The following is a 14309-nucleotide window of genomic DNA, read 5'->3' as shown; positions in this document are numbered from 1 at the left end:
GAGACGGGGAAGATGCGACACGGGCACGCCAGATGCCATTGTGTCACCCGGTGCTGTGAACGCGCCAGATTTCCGAGTCGGCCGCGTCGACGCGCTCAAGCGCCGCGCACCACGATCTTGCCGATCGTGTGCCCGGCCTCGAGCTGCGCCAGGGCTTCGGATGCTGCGGCGAACGGGTACTCCCGCTCGATGACCGGCACGAGTAGCCCCTCGTCCACGAGCGCGAGCAGCTTTCGCAGGATCTCCGGATGCGCGGATGCCGCCAGCGACCGGATGCGGCGGTGCGAGCCGACCGAGCGGACCGTCGCCCCCAGCATCCGCGGAATCGGGCCGAGCACGCGCCCTCCTTCACCGCCGACGAGGACCGCGTGCCCGCCGGGCGCGAGGAGTCGCTGGAGCTGTTGGAGCGGCATCCCTCCGGCGATGTCGAGCACGGCGTGGAAGCCGCCCTCGGGAAGCGGAGACGACCTCGCCCGCCGGAGGTCGAACGTGCGTGCCGCGCCCAGTCTGCTGATGAGGGCGGCGGCGCGGTCTCCGCACGTCGCCCAGACCTCGGCACCCCGCAGGGCCGCCAGCTGCACGGCGAACGTGCCGACGCCGCCGGACGCGCCGAGGATCAGCACGCGGGGCTTCGCATCCCCGTCGATGCCGATGCCCGCGAGGTCGAGGGCCTGCCAGGCGGTGCCCGCGGCGATCGGCAGGGAGGCGGCGAGCGCCGGAGCCACCCCGGGCGGTCGCGGGGCCAACCGCGATGCCGGGGCGGCGACGAATGCTGCGAGGCCTCCCCCGCCGGGCAGTTCGGCCACGACCTCCTCGTCGATCTCGGCGCTGACGACACCGGCGCCGACGGCCGTCACGGTGCCCGCGACATCCATCCCGCGTACAGGCTGCTTGGGTCGCCGCAGCCCGAACACCGGCCGCACCAGCAGCGGGTCGCCGTGCATGATGTGCCGGTCGCCCGCGTTGAGGGCCGTGGCCCGCACCCGGACCACCACTTCGCCGCGACCCGGCGTCGGAATCGGCACCTCGGCCGGCGCCGTGCCCGCGGCCGGCCCGTAGGTCTCGCACCGCCAGGCCGTCATCGTCTCGGTCACGATCCTGCCTCCTGGTCCGGGTGGAAGATCTCATCGAGCCCGGCGCCGAGGGCACGGGCGATCTGGATGGCAAGTGTGCGCCTCGCACGGCGAGGTATCAAGAGCCTTGCACCGTGGCCGTTCGAATCGGACCCGGTCAGATCACGGCGGCGCTCCACGCGTCGGGCTGGCCGAACCGGTGCGCGGTGATCGAGATCGACTGCTCGTGCAGGAACGTCAGCAGTTCGATGCGGCCAGCGGAGGTCACCTCACCGGCGAAGATCGCGAGGTCCGGATCGCCGTCGACAGCCTCCGCGAGCAGCCGATGCAGGTCGGCGACCGCATCGCGCGCCCCGACCAGCCGCACCCGCGGCGGCCGCGGCTCCGTATCGAGCAGGTCGGACGGACCCGACATGCGCTGCACCCACTCGTCGTCCGACTCGACCGCGACGTTCGCGCCGAGCTCGGTCAGCGAGCGGCGCACCTGCGCAGGCAGGCCGATCGGGGTCGAGACGAAGAAGTCCGCGCCGCTGCGGATCGCCGCGACGATGACGCGCAGCAGTTCGTGCGACCCGGCATCCGCTGTCGCCCTGATCGACACGTCCACGGGCCGGTAGCGGAGCAGATTCCGCTCCACGCCCAGCCGAGAGGCGTCGTGCACCTGACCGAATTCCCGGTCCCAGGCGATCGCGTCCGACAGCGCCGCCCGGCGCAACCACTCGAAGCGCTCGAAATCCAGTGACGGCTGCGCGGCTTCGATGAGGTCGGTGATCCGGGCATCCAGACCGCGCAGGTGCAGCGTGCTCGATGCCGGAGCCGCGCTGCCCGCGCGCCAGGTGCCGAGCCCGATCAGATGGTTCGGCCCGCCGGCCTTCGCGCCGGGCCCGACCGACGAGCGCTTCCAACCGCCGAACGGCTGCCGCTGCACGATCGCCCCGGTGATGCCCCTGTTGACGTAGAGGTTGCCCGCCTCGACCCGATCCAGCCAGAGCGCGAGCTCATCCGGGTCGCGCGTGTGCAGCCCGGCGGTGAGCCCGTACGCCACCGCGTTCTGCAGTTCGATCGCCCGCTCCAGCGTGGGCGCGTGCATGATGCCGAGCACCGGTCCGAAGAACTCCTCCCGGTGGAATCGCGATCCTGGGAGCACTCCCGCACGGATGCCGGGACTCCACAGCCGTCCGCTCTCGTCCGCCGGCGCCGGAGCGGGGCGCACGATCCAGCGCTCGTCCTGCTCGAGTTCACCCAGCGCCCAGGCGAGTTTGCCCGAAGGCGGCTCGATCAGCGGCCCGACGTCGACACGCGCCTCGCTCGGCCATCCCACGCGCAGCGAGCGCGTCGCGTCGGCGAGCTGCCGCGCGAAGCGCTGCGAGCGTCCGACGGGACCGACCAGGATCGCGAGGGATGCCGCGGAGCACTTCTGCCCTGCATGCGAGAAGGCGCTGCGCACAAGGTCCGCGACGGCGAGATCGACATCGGCCGACGGCGTCACGACGATCGCGTTCTTGCCGCTCGTCTCGGCGTGCAGCGGCAGATCCGGCCGCCAGGAGCGGAACAGTTCGGCGGTGTCCCACGATCCGGTGAGGATCACCCTGTCGACGTCGGGATGGGTGATGAGCGCCCGACCGAGCGGCCCCTCCGGCACGTCCGCGAGCACGAGCACATCGCGCGGGATGCCGGATTCCCACAGCGCCTCGGCGATCACCGCCGCGCATCGCCGCGCCTGCGGCGCGGGCTTCAGCACGACGCCGGACCCCGCGGCGAGCGCGGCCAGCACTCCCCCGGCCGGGATCGCGAGCGGGAAGTTCCACGGCGGAGCGACGACGGTGACGCCCGACGGCACGAACGTCGCGCCGGCCACGGCATCCAGTTCACGCGCCTTGGCGCTGTAGTAGCGGGCGAAGTCGACGGCCTCACTGACCTCGATGTCGCCCTCGGAGAGCACCTTGCCCGTCTCGTCGGCCGCGACCTCGATGAGCGCCGCGCGGCGCGACTCCAGCGCGACAGCGGCGCGCACCAGCGCCTCGGCGCGCTCGGCCGCCGGCCGCGCTCCCCACGCCGTTCCGCCGTTGCGCACGCGAGCCACGATCCGCTCGACCGCCGCTTCGTCGGTCACCAGCGCCGCGCGCACCAGGTCGAGCCCGAGGGTCGATCCGCTGACGCGGGAGCGGATGCCGTACGCCCACTCGCGATTCGCCGCGAGTGAGAGGTCGGTGTCAGGGGTGTTGGCGAAGCCCGGCGCACCACCGGCATCCGGAGCGGTCTCGAGCTGCGAGTAGACCGCCGTCTCCAGGAACGGGTCGTCTTCTGAACCGCGGGAGATCCCGAGCACGATGTTCGTCAGGTCGGTCTCGGGTGCGGGGGCGGGCGGCGCGCTGCGCACCGACTCGTGCACCGGCGCTCGGCGGTCCTGGGTCCGGTTCGGCGTCTCCCGCAGGGTGCGGTGCTCCGATCGTTCGAGGGCGGCGAGAAAGCGATCCTGTTCCCGGGCGAACAGGGACTCGTCTTCGGCGAGGTGGAACGCGGCCGAGAGGAAGTTCGCCGGCGACGCGCTCTCCTCCAGGCGGCGCGCGAGGTACCCGATCGCGACGTCGAACTCGCGCGGATGCACCACTGGAACGTACAGCCGGACCGGGCCGACGTCCTTCGAGACGGCGTGGCGGTGCCCCTCGGCCATGCCGAGCAGCATCTCGAACTCGACGTCCGGGCTGTTCGTGGTGTCCGCCGGGGTCGACAGCCCGCGCTCGCTCGCCAGCAGCCGGGCGTACGCGATGTCGAAGAGGTTGTGTCCCGCGATGCCGACGCGCACCGCCGCGGCGTTCGCAGGCTGCAGTGCTTCATCGAGCAGGCGAAGATGGTTCGCATCGGTGTCGAGCTTGGTGTCGTACGTGGCCTGCGGCCACCCGTGCATCACGGCATCCACCCGCTCCATCGGCAGGTTCGCGCCCTTCACGAGGCGGACCTTGATGCGCGCTCCGCCGTGCTCGACACGGTCGCGGGCCCAGGCGGTGAGCTCGCGCAGGGCGGACAGCGCATCCGGCAGGTACGCCTGCAGGACGATCCCGGCCTCGAGGTGCGCGAGCTTCGGCTCTTCGAGGATGCGAGTGAACACCGCGATCGTCAGATCGAGGTCGCGGTACTCCTCCATGTCGAGGTTGATGAACACCCCGTGCTCGAGTGCGGTGACGTAGAGGGGCAGGAGACGCGCGGCCGCGGCATCCACCACCTCGTCGAACGACCAGGCGTCCGGCCGGCTGAGGATCGACGAGACCTTGACCGAGACGTAGTCGACATCGGGACGACGGATCAGATCGTGGATGCCGTCGAGACGGCGCTGAGCCTCCGACTCGCCGAGCACGGCTTCGCCGAGCAGGTTGATGTTGAGTGTCGCCCCGCTTTCACGGATGCGTCCGATCTCGACACCCAGCTTCGCCGGTCGCGCGTCCACGATCAGGTGGCCGACCATCTCCCGCAGCGCACGACGGGCGATGGGCACGGTCGGGGCTGGCAGCGCCGGGGCGATGCCGCCGCCGACACGCACGGCTCCGCGCAGATACCACGGCAGGAAACCGGGGACATCAGGGGCGATCCGGCGCAGCTGCGCCGCGGCGGCGCTCAGGCTCTCCGGTCGCAGCACGCCATCGACGAACCCGAGCGTGAAGGCGAGGCCGCGCTCGTCGCGCAGCACCTCGGCGAGCCGCTGCGCCGCCGGGTCCGGTTCGACGATCGCCGCTTCAGCGACCCAGCGCCGCACGAGCGCCACGGCGCGTTGGGCCAGCGGATCGGACGACACGGGTGAGACGACCATGGCCACAGCCTAGGAGCGCGCGGGCGGTCCGGGCCTGAGGCACAGCGGGGCGCCGCTGCGGTTCTTCTTCCCGTCGCCATCGGGCGCGAACGTCGTGGGCACGCTGCCGCAGCACTCCCCTTGCGCGGCTCACTTCACCGGAACGGACGCGAAACCCTAGGCTGTTGCCGTGGCAGAGTCCGGGGGCGCGCGGAGCGCGATCGACAACGCGGTGGCGTCCGCGTCCTCGACCGCGCCTGCGGGATCGAACCCGCAGTCGAAGAAATGGGTCTCCGCCGTCACCTCCCGCGTCTCCACGAAGTGGATCGGCGGCGCCGCGACCGTGCTCATCCTCGGCGCCACCGCCGCGTTCGGCGGTCTCGAGGCGGTCCCCGAGCCGCCGCTGCCCGAGATCGGGGCAGGCGACACTTTCACCGGGGCGGGGTGGGAGATGACTCCGCAGCGCGCGGTGCTCATCGACGAGCTCAACGAGACCGGGGTCCGGCCGAAGGAAGGCGAACGTCTGCTCGTGGTCATCATGGACGTCACGAACGTCGACGATGCGGCTCGTTCGTCGAGCATCGGGAAGGGATCGCTCACCGCGATCCGCGTCGAGGATGCGCCCGACATCGAGCCGGCTGTCGCTCGGTACGACGATACGACCCTCACTCCGTGGCTGCAGCCCGGGGTGCCGGCGCAGCTGGTGCTGACCTGGGCGGTCCCTGCCTCCGGCTTCTCCGACGGCGACGACATCCGCATGGCACTGCCCACGGCGACCGAGTACACCGGCGAGTTCTTCGTCTACGGCGAGTACTGGGAAGACGAAGAGACCGGTGCCTACGCCGCACTCTCCATCGAGGACGTCGGTGCGGGGGTGGAGGAGTGAAGCGGGCGGCCCCCTGGCTGATCACGGCCGCGCTGCTGGCGGCAGCGTGGCTGGTGGCGCTCGTCACGCCCGACGACAGCGCGTCCGCCGATCCCTTCATCGTCCCCGTGACGATCGGCGAGGAGGCCGTCGGCCGCGATTTCAGCGTGACGGTGCAGGATGTCACACTCGCTGACGCGGTGACGGGCGCGAAGGGCTGGAGCGCCGAGGGCACCTGGCTGGTGGTCGAACTGGATGCCGAGACGAACCTCGACCAGTACGGAATGAGCTTCAAGGGTGCGACCCTCATCATCGACGGCCAGTCGTTCCGTGCGAGTGAGCGCGTACCGTCCTTCCTGTCGACGCAGCTGGTGACGGGCGTCTCGCAGAGCGGAGCACTCGCCTTCGAGCTTCCCGCCGACGCGCGCGACAGCACCGCCGTCCTGCAGCTGTCCGCGAGAGAGGACACCCGCGTCGACTCGATCGCCGAGCTCGAGATCGACCTGGGCGAGCTCACTCCGGTTGCGGATGCCGAGATCCGCGAGACCAATTGGACCCACCCGTGACCGGCTGGTGGCGGCGCAACCGGCTCGCGCTCATCGCTCTCGCCGTCCTCGTCCCGGTGGCGACAGCGACGCTGGTCGGCGTCGCCTGGTCGCGGCACTACCTGTATGAGCCGACGCTCCCGCGGGATGCCGCCGAGGGGGAGACCATCGAGCTCGCCGATGCCACGTGGGGCCCGGTGCGGGCTGTCGACGTCACCGACGTCGAAGAGCTCACGGCGCCATCGGATGCCCGGGTGATCGCCGTTGCTGTTCCTGTGGACCCGCACGGCGACTCACCGTCCTGCTTCTCCCCCGTCCTGGTGGAGAAGGACACCGGGCGGCGCTGGGAGGAGATGACGATCGAGCTCGGCATCCCCTACTCGGCCGAGGAGCCGACGAGCTGCACGAAACCGGAGGAGGACGAGAACGGCGACCCCGGGCCGATCGTCCCGTACGAGATCGTCGTGGGCTACATCGTTCCCGAGGACGTCGAGGGTCCGTTCTGGGTCGAGGTGGCCGAGATCAACTCCTACCCCTCGTTCATGAGGTTCTCGGTCGAACCGTGACCGCCCGTCGGCGTGGTCGCCGCTTCGACCATCCGGTGCCGGCGCAACGCGCCGAGTGAGGTGTCGTAGGCACCAGCGACGACGCTGATGCGGATCGGCTCGATGACGAGCGCGAGGGCGAGTGTCAGCGCATCGTTGACGACCAACCAGAAATCGACGCGGCTCTGCGGTCCGATGACCCTGGTCACGAGGTAGCTCAGCGTCGTGTCGCCGGCGAGCACGATCGTGTAGAGCAGGATGAACGTGCCGATGAGCAACGGTCCGGCACGCCACATCAGCACGACCGCATCGACGATCGGGGTGAAGCGCGACGCGAACTCGGCGCCCAGCTGCCCCAGCATCCGGCGCAGCAGAGTGGGGACCTTCTCCGCGTGCGTGCGCGCCCGCTTGTACAGCGCGATGTCGAGCTTGGGCTTCTCCGCGGCGATCGCCTGACCGTAGATGACGCCGGCGATCGCGAGCCAGGCGAGCGGTTCGACGACGAGTCCGGCGAGCTGCCCGATGAACCACTCGAGGCCGTCCCATACCCACGCGACGGGGACGAGCTGCGCGCTCACCCACTCGCGGAAGTCGAGCGCCCATTGGATGCCGACGCGAGTGTCCACCCAGCCGTTCACTGCCTCGAGTGCGTCCTTGATGACGATGATCGAGAGGAGCACCCAGACGGCCTCGAGGTACACCGCCACCACGGAGAACACCGCGGGGAGCTTCTTCGGCCACTTCTTCCACGCCCACCGCCCGGCGAACGCCACGATGATCAGCACGCCTGTGACGGCATCCAGCGTCAGGTTGCTGCCGACCCCACCGGTCGGTGCTTCGGTCTGGTTCGCGATGGCCTGCCAGCTGATGTCGCTGCGCACCTGGAGTGCACGGAAGTCGTACGCGATCACGTCGTCCTGCAGCATCCCCCACGCGGCGTACACCGCGAAGAAGGGCAGGATGCTGGCGAGCAGCGTGTTCAGGAACGTCTCACGCCGTTCGGCAGCCGCCTGCGGCACCGGTGCGATCGCCTGCAGCTCGCGCAGGCCGTCGCGGACGACGAGGAACATGGCGACGAAGGCGATCAGTCGCGCCAGGATCGCCAGCGGAAGCAGCAGGAGCCCGCCGGTGCCCGTGTATGCACCGACCCACCCGGCGAGCTGAATGAGCCCGAAGTGCACCAGGTACCCCGCCAGGTACCACGCGACGAGCGCGGGCCAGTGCCCGGCGAGCACGCGCCAGGTCGAGGAGAGCAGGGTCAGCACGAAGCCACGTTAGCGCCCCCGCCGCGTCACGACCAGACGCTGGGCGCCTCGGCGCGCGTCGACGGCAGTGCGGAGGCCGCCGCCCACTCGTGCATCCAAGGCTCGACATCCGGGATGCCCTCCGGGCGCCCCACGGCGGCGAAGAGCTCCTGGTGCGAGAGCGTGCCGCCGCTGCGCTTCAGCATCCTGGCCCGGACGATGACCCGCGCGTAGATCTCGCCGCCCACGACCGCGCGGTGCTCCATGTAGATCGCCTTGTCGTCGTGACCGAGCAGGCGCGACTCGACGTCGAACCGCTGCCAGAGCTCGAGCGACTTGCGGAACGTCACCGTCTCGGCCGAGACGACCGCGTACCAGCCGTTGCGCTTCATGACATCGCTCATGCCGGTGCGCACGAGCAGATCCCAGCGGCCGAGATCGAACAGCGACAGATAGCGGCCGTTGTTCATATGCCGCAGGACGTCGATGTCCGTCGGCAGCGTCGTCAACCGGATGCGGCCGATCTCAGTGGGCGCGATGCGTCCTTCGCGCCGCACACGACGCCGTGCGCTCCACATCACGAGCAGGGTCCGCCAGATCACGTTCACAAGGTGCGAGAGTACCCCCATCTTCTACACACGGTAGATTTCCGGTTCTCCCGACCCGCGCGTAGAGTCACGGGCATGAGCGCCGAAGCCCAGCCAGAAGTCATCGTCCGTCCGGTCCGTGATGTGGACGCGGAGGCTCTGGGTCGTGTGCACGCACAGTGCTGGCACGAGACCTACGACCACCTGATCAGCAAGGCAGCACTCGAGAAGGTCTCACCCCGGCGTCTCGCCGAGCTGTGGACGCACTGGGCCATCCAGGGCCCCGAGTTCAAGATGAGCGCAGCGCTCGTCGACGGGGAGATCGTCGGCTTCGTCGGCTCCGGCCCCGCGCGCGACAAGGATGCTCCCGCGAACCGCGAGCTCTACTTCATCTATCTTCTGGATGCCTGGCACTCCACCGGTCTCGGACAGAAGCTGTTCGATGCCGCCGTCGAGACGGACGAGCCGCTGTACCTGTGGGTCGCCGAGGACAACCCCCGCGCGCACCGCTTCTACACGCGCAACGGATTCCACCTGGATGGCGCCTCGCACACCGAGCCGTTCCTCGGCGAGACGCTGACCGAGGTCCGCTTCGTCCGCTGAGCGGGTGGCCACGGCATCCTGACCCCCGCGAGACGTACTTTGTGCGGTGACACTTGGCCCCACCGGCCAAGTCTCACCCCGCAAGGTACGTCTCGCGGATTCCGTGGGGCGGGATGCCGGGGTCAGAGGCGCTCGAGGATCGTGACGTTGGCGACGCCGCCGCCCTCGCACATCGTCTGCAGACCGTAGCGGCCGCCGGTGCGCTCGAGTTCGTTCAGCAGCGTCGCCATGAGCCGCGTACCCGTCGCGCCGATCGGATGCCCGAGAGCGATCGCGCCGCCGTTGACGTTCACCTTCTCGTGCGGCGCGCCGGTCTCCTCCAGCCAGGCCAGCACGACCGACGCGAACGCCTCGTTGATCTCGAACAGATCGATGTCGTCGATCGTCAGGCCGGCGCGCTCCAGCGCGTGCTTCGTGGCCGGAATGGGCGCGGTGAGCATGAGGACCGGATCATCCCCGCGCACCGACAGGTGATGGATGCGGGCTCGAGGCGTGAGCCCGTGATCCTTCAGGGCCTGCTCGCCGGCGATCAGCACGGCGCTGGACGCATCGCTGATCTGCGAGGCCACCGCTGCGGTGATCCGTCCGCCGGGGCGCAACGGCTGCAGCCCCGCCATGCGCTCGAGCGTGGTGTCGCGGCGGATGCCCTCGTCCGCGGTCAGTCCGTTCAGCGGCGCGATCTCGTCGTCGAAGCGGCCCTCGTCCTGCGCGGCGGCGGCGCGGCGGTGGCTCTCGACGGCGAACCGCTCCATGGCCTCGCGCGCGATGCTCCACTTCTCGGCGATCAGTTCGGCCCCGGCGAACTGCGAGATCTCCTGATCGCCGTACCTCGCCAGCCACCCCGGCGACTCGGCGTACGGGGTCGTGAACCCGTACTGCTCCCCGACGACGACCGACGACGTCAACGGCAGCCGCGACATGTTCTGCAGTCCGCCGGCGATCACGAGATCGGCCGTCCCGCTCATCACCGCCTGAGCGGCGAAGTGCACGGCCTGCTGGCTGGAGCCGCACTGCCGGTCGATCGTCACACCCGGGACGTGCTCGGGGAAGCCCGCCACCAGGGCCGCCGTGCGCGCCACGTTGCCCGCTTGCCCTCCGATCGCGTCGATCGCGCCGATGATCACGTCGTCGATCGCGGCCGGGTCCACGCCGGTGCGCTCGATCAGAGCACGCAGGCTGTGGGCCCCGAGGTCAGCCGGATGGATGCCGGAGAGCGCACCGCCGCGCTTGCCGACGGGTGAGCGGACCGCGTCGACGATGTATGCCTCTGCCATGTCCTTCCTCCTCCGAGGTCGATTTCCGATTCAGCGCCCTGAGACGTTGCCGAAGCCCTTGGCGATCGGCGCGACGATCAGCGGGCGGGCGGCGAACCAGCCGATCGCGATCACCACGAGCGATGCGACGAACACCCAGAACCCGGTCCAGCTGACGAGGTCCTGCGAGGCGTACATGTGGTTGAGATTGCGCAGCGCGCCCGTCGCCATCACGAGGATCACGTGCACGACGATGAAGGCGATGAAGTAGATCATCACCGGGAAGTGCACCGCACGTGCCCACTCCACCGGGTAGGCCCTGTTGAGCTTCTCGGCGTTCTTCGGCCAGATGCCCGACATCCGCACACCCGTGATCGCGGCCAGCGGGGCGGCGACGAAGATCGTCGTGAAGTAGGCCAGCTGCTGCAGGCTGTTGTAGTTCGCCCAGCCGTTCTCGGTGGGCCAGTCCAGCGAGACGTACTGCAGACCGGCGGACAGCGCGTTCGGGAAGACCTCCCAGCTGGTCGGGACGACACGCACCCAGTGCCCGGTCGTGAACAGCAGCACGACGAAGATCACGCCGTTGACGAGCCAGAGCACGTCGAGCGCCTGGTGCAGCCACAGCGTCAGGCTGATCTTGTACTTGGGGTTGCGCTTCGAGGTCCAGAACACGGTCGGGCGCTTCTCCGCGCGCACCGTGAGTCCGGTGCGGATGATCAGCACCATCAGGAACATGTTGAAGAAGTGCTGCCACCCCACCCATCCGGGGATGCCGAGCGCAGTGCCCTCGGGCAGGTGATATTCGCCGGGGAACGCGGCGAGGAAGTCCATCATCACCGGCGTGCTGAGGATCGTCCGGACGAACGCAATGGCGGCGATGCCCAGGATGCCGAGACCGGCGAGGCCGAGGAGACCCGCGACGGCCTGCGTCCACGTCGGACGCGTGGTTTCGGATGCCGCGGCCGGCGCGTGCCGCGGTGCGACACCGTTCCACGCGGCGCGCGGGACGGCCAGCGGGACGGAGACGTCGCGCGCGCCGCCGGCCGAGGCCGCCACTTGGGGGGCCGACACGCCACCTGTCGGACGTTCTTCGCCGATCGGTCCGACATCTGGCGTGTCGGACCCCGGACTGGTGGAGGCGGGCTCGGCCGCGGAGACCGTGGTTCCGGCCGGGGGCCAGGACTCGCCGCCGGGAGTGCGAGGAAGCCCCCGGCGCAGTACGCTCCCGGCGACATGCGCCGGCGACGAGACGTCCCCCGCTCCAGGCGGGCCGGATGCCGACGAGACGAGCGTCGCAGCAACGGGCGCTCCGGCAGTGGCGGGCGCAGCGACAGACGGCGCGGCGACCGCGATTCCGGCAGGAGGCCAGGGTTCGCCGCCACGAGTGCGAGGAAGCCCCCGGCGCAGCACGCTCCCGGCGACATGCGCCGCCGACGAGGCATCCCCTGCCCCAGGCGGGACGGATGCCGACGAGACGAGCGTCGCGACAGGGGCGGCTCCGCCGACGTCGGGCGCCGGCGTCGATGCGGGCGCGCTCGCGTCGGACGCGTCCGCAGGCACGGCCGCGACGACGGCATGGGACGCCGCCACGGCACCTGCGCCCGTCGGCGCCGAATCGGCGGGGGGCCAGGACTCGCCGCCGGGCGTGCGCGGCAGTCCGCGACGCAGCGCGCGGGAGGCGGTGTGCGACGCCGTCGTGGCATCGCCGGCATCGGTCCGGGGGGCCGACACGCCAGATGTCGGACGTTCTTCGCCGGACGGTCCGACATCTGGCGTGTCGGCCCCGGGTTTGGCGCCGCCGGCGCCGGCGGTCCCGACTCCGGCGGTCCCGGCTCCGGTTGCTGCGGCGGCGCCGGTTGCTCCGACGACCGTCGTGACCACCGCGGACGCCGGCTCGTCGGACGACACGTCGGCCGGAGGCCACGGCTCTCCGCCCGGCAGGCGAGGCAGTCCGCGACGCAGCACTACTTCCCCCGTGCTTCGAGGGCCTCGATCACCTGCGGCACGACGGCGAACACGTCTCCGACGATGCCGAAGTCGGCGACGTCGAAGATCGGCGCCTCGCCGTCCTTGTTGATCGCGACGATCGTCTTGGCGGTCTGCATACCGGCCCTGTGCTGGATCGCACCGGAGATCCCGAGCGCGATGTACAACTGCGGCGACACCGAGACACCGGTCTGTCCGACCTGATGCGCATACGGGATGTATCCGGCATCCACCGCGGCACGAGACGCGCCAACGGCCGCGCCGAGCGCGTCGGCCAGTTGCTCCACGAGGACGAACTTCTCCTTCGAACCCAGGCCTCGGCCGCCCGAGACGACGCGGGCCGCGCCCCGCAGATCCGGGCGGGAGGATGCCTGCTCGACCGCTTCGATCGCGCCGGCCGTGGCCGCAGGCGCACCGGATGCCGTCACGGCGAGCTCCTCGACGGTCGGCGACGCCACGGCCTCGGCCCTGGTGTCGACGGCCCCCTGGCGCACGGTGATGATCGGTGCCCCGTAGGTCGGCGCCGAGTCCACGAGATAGGCGCCTCCGTACACGGAGTGATGCGCCACGATGCCCTGGTCATCGCGGGAGACGCCGATCGCATCGACGGACACGGCGTTGCGCGTGCGCACCGCGAGCCGGCCGGCGACGTCGCGTCCGGTGATCGAGTTCGACACGAGCACGGCATCAGGCGACACCTGCTCGTATGCGGCCTGCAGTGCGTCGACGAGCGGCACGACCAGAACGGTGTCGTCGATCGCGGCGGTGAGCACCACAGATGCTCCGGCAGCCGCCGCGGCATCCACAGCGCTCTGCGAGCCGCCGGGGACGAGCGCGACCGGACTGCCGACGGACGACGCCGCGCCGATCAGCGCCGCCGTGCTGGCCGCGGCTTCGCCGGACGGCGTCACGTCGACGAGGACGAGGATCGAGTTCTCGGGGTAGCCCATGGTCACACCAGCCTGTTCTGCACGAGGAAGTCCACCAGCTGCTGCGCGGCATCCCCCTCATCGGTGATCTTGACGCCGGCCGCCCGCGGCGGCTTCTCGGCGACGGAGGTCATGATCGTCCGCGGCGCCGCCCCCGGATCGGCGGAGACACCGAGGTCGGAGAGCGAGAGCACCTCGAGCGGCTTCTTCTTGGCCGCCATGATGCCCTTGAAGTTCGGGAACCGGGCATCCGGCAGCGCCTCGGTGATCGAGATGACGGCCGGGAGGGATGCCGAGACCGGCTGCGCCCCGGCATCCGCTGCTCTGGTGCCGGAGATGCCGTCTGCCGTGATCTCGACCGCGCTCAGCGCGGTCGCCTGGGCGAAGCCGAGATGCTCGGCGAGCATGGCCGGGACGAGGCCGGCCGATCCATCGGTCGAAAGGTTGCCGGTGATGACGAGGTCAGCCCCGCCACGGCGGATCGCGGCGGCGAGCACCTCTGCGGTCAGCCCGAGGTCGGCGCCGACGAGCTGCTCGTCCGCGATGTGCACGGCGGAGCCGGCTCCGATCGCGAGCGCGCGGCGCACGGATGCCGTGGACGACTCGGGCGCCATCGACAGCGCGACCACCTCGGTGCCCTCGTTCTTGTCGGCGTAGGTCAGTGCGACCTCGAGCGCACGCTCGGTGATCTCGTCCAGCACGACATCGCCGGCCGCGCGATCGGCGAGGCCGGTCTCCAGATTCAGCTTGCGATCACCGTAGGTGTCCGGCACCTCTTTGACCAGGACGAAGATCTTCATCGATTGCTCCTCACGACACTCCGAGTCTAGTCCGGTGAAACTCAGTCCCACGGATGCCGACCAGTGGTCTCCGCCTCCGAGCGTAGCGCGCCGCA

Annotated in this window: 12 protein-coding genes; 4 read left to right on the top strand and 8 right to left on the bottom strand. The window is 70.5% G+C overall.

Annotated elements, in window-relative coordinates; all coding sequences use genetic code 11:
- Window positions 1-95: 95 nt before the first annotated feature.
- Complete coding sequence (locus M2317_RS05225) at window positions 96-1094, bottom strand: NAD(P)-dependent alcohol dehydrogenase (RefSeq protein ID WP_429457986.1); 999 nt, start codon at window positions 1092-1094, stop codon at window positions 96-98.
- 136 nt (window positions 1095-1230) lie between these two features.
- Window positions 1231-4878: a proline dehydrogenase family protein gene (locus tag M2317_RS05220; protein WP_429457983.1), complete on the bottom strand. Its 3648-nt coding sequence runs from the start codon at window positions 4876-4878 to the stop codon at window positions 1231-1233.
- Window positions 4879-5047: 169 nt separating this feature from the next.
- Here M2317_RS05220 and M2317_RS05215 point away from each other — a divergent pair, with 169 nt between their 5' ends.
- From M2317_RS05215 to M2317_RS05205, 3 genes are read left to right on the top strand one after another with little or no spacing between them, the layout of a single operon-like run.
- Entirely contained in the window at window positions 5048-5743 is a 696-nt protein-coding gene (locus tag M2317_RS05215; protein ID WP_429457982.1) for a hypothetical protein, read from the top strand.
- On the top strand, window positions 5740-6288 hold the full coding sequence (locus tag M2317_RS05210; RefSeq protein ID WP_429457979.1) for a hypothetical protein: 549 nt from the start codon (window positions 5740-5742) through the stop codon (window positions 6286-6288). The genes M2317_RS05215 and M2317_RS05210 overlap by 4 nt, the downstream gene beginning before the upstream one ends.
- On the top strand, window positions 6285-6833 hold the full coding sequence (locus M2317_RS05205; RefSeq protein ID WP_429457978.1) for a hypothetical protein: 549 nt from the start codon (window positions 6285-6287) through the stop codon (window positions 6831-6833). Before M2317_RS05210 ends, M2317_RS05205 begins: the two co-directional genes overlap by 4 nt.
- Here the strand turns inward: M2317_RS05205 and M2317_RS05200 are convergent.
- Both M2317_RS05200 and M2317_RS05195 read right to left on the bottom strand, forming a co-directional pair.
- Window positions 6797-8077, bottom strand: a complete 1281-nt coding sequence (locus M2317_RS05200; RefSeq protein WP_429457976.1) for a hypothetical protein — start codon at window positions 8075-8077, stop codon at window positions 6797-6799. The two genes, M2317_RS05205 and M2317_RS05200, sit on opposite strands and share 37 nt — an antisense overlap.
- A gap of 26 nt (window positions 8078-8103) precedes the next feature.
- Window positions 8104-8664, bottom strand: a complete 561-nt coding sequence (locus tag M2317_RS05195; protein ID WP_429457975.1) for a thioesterase family protein — start codon at window positions 8662-8664, stop codon at window positions 8104-8106.
- 75 nt (window positions 8665-8739) lie between these two features.
- Here M2317_RS05195 and M2317_RS05190 point away from each other — a divergent pair, with 75 nt between their 5' ends.
- A complete protein-coding gene (locus M2317_RS05190; protein WP_429457972.1) occupies window positions 8740-9246 on the top strand; it encodes an N-acetyltransferase family protein in 507 nt (168 codons plus the stop codon).
- A gap of 122 nt (window positions 9247-9368) precedes the next feature.
- On the opposite strand, the gene M2317_RS05185 is transcribed toward M2317_RS05190, so the two are convergent.
- The 4 genes from M2317_RS05185 to M2317_RS05170 are packed head-to-tail and all read right to left on the bottom strand — an operon-like array spanning window position 9369 to window position 14214.
- Window positions 9369-10520 carry an acetyl-CoA C-acetyltransferase gene (locus M2317_RS05185; RefSeq protein WP_429457970.1) on the bottom strand — a complete coding sequence of 384 codons (1152 nt, stop codon included), beginning with the start codon at window positions 10518-10520 and terminating at the stop codon, window positions 9369-9371.
- Window positions 10521-10550: 30 nt separating this feature from the next.
- Window positions 10551-12464 (bottom strand): cytochrome b/b6 domain-containing protein, encoded by a 1914-nt coding sequence (locus M2317_RS05180; RefSeq protein ID WP_429457969.1) that lies wholly within the window; start codon window positions 12462-12464, stop codon window positions 10551-10553.
- Entirely contained in the window at window positions 12464-13435 is a 972-nt protein-coding gene (locus tag M2317_RS05175; RefSeq protein ID WP_429457967.1) for an electron transfer flavoprotein subunit alpha/FixB family protein, read from the bottom strand. Before M2317_RS05175 ends, M2317_RS05180 begins: the two co-directional genes overlap by 1 nt.
- A gap of 2 nt (window positions 13436-13437) precedes the next feature.
- Window positions 13438-14214: an electron transfer flavoprotein subunit beta/FixA family protein gene (locus tag M2317_RS05170; RefSeq protein ID WP_429457966.1), complete on the bottom strand. Its 777-nt coding sequence runs from the start codon at window positions 14212-14214 to the stop codon at window positions 13438-13440.
- Between the last annotated feature and the right edge of the window lie 95 nt (window positions 14215-14309).

It is taken from the genome of Microbacterium sp. ZKA21, assembly GCF_050434165.1.
Lineage (GTDB): Bacteria > Actinomycetota > Actinomycetes > Actinomycetales > Microbacteriaceae > Microbacterium.
Note: the sequence above shows the minus strand (reverse complement) of the source record. Positions and strands in the feature narration are given on the sequence as shown.

What these genes read in the sequence shown, in the direction of transcription:
- M2317_RS05220 (WP_429457983.1), bottom strand. Translation starts at nt 4,878, where the DNA reads ATGGTCGTCTCACCCGTGTCGTCCGATCCGCTGGCCCAACGCGCCGTG.
- M2317_RS05190 (WP_429457972.1), top strand. Translation starts at nt 8,740, where the DNA reads ATGAGCGCCGAAGCCCAGCCAGAAGTCATCGTCCGTCCGGTCCGTGAT.
- M2317_RS05185 (WP_429457970.1), bottom strand. Translation starts at nt 10,520, where the DNA reads ATGGCAGAGGCATACATCGTCGACGCGGTCCGCTCACCCGTCGGCAAG.
- M2317_RS05175 (WP_429457967.1), bottom strand. Translation starts at nt 13,435, where the DNA reads ATGGGCTACCCCGAGAACTCGATCCTCGTCCTCGTCGACGTGACGCCG.
- M2317_RS05170 (WP_429457966.1), bottom strand. Translation starts at nt 14,214, where the DNA reads ATGAAGATCTTCGTCCTGGTCAAAGAGGTGCCGGACACCTACGGTGAT.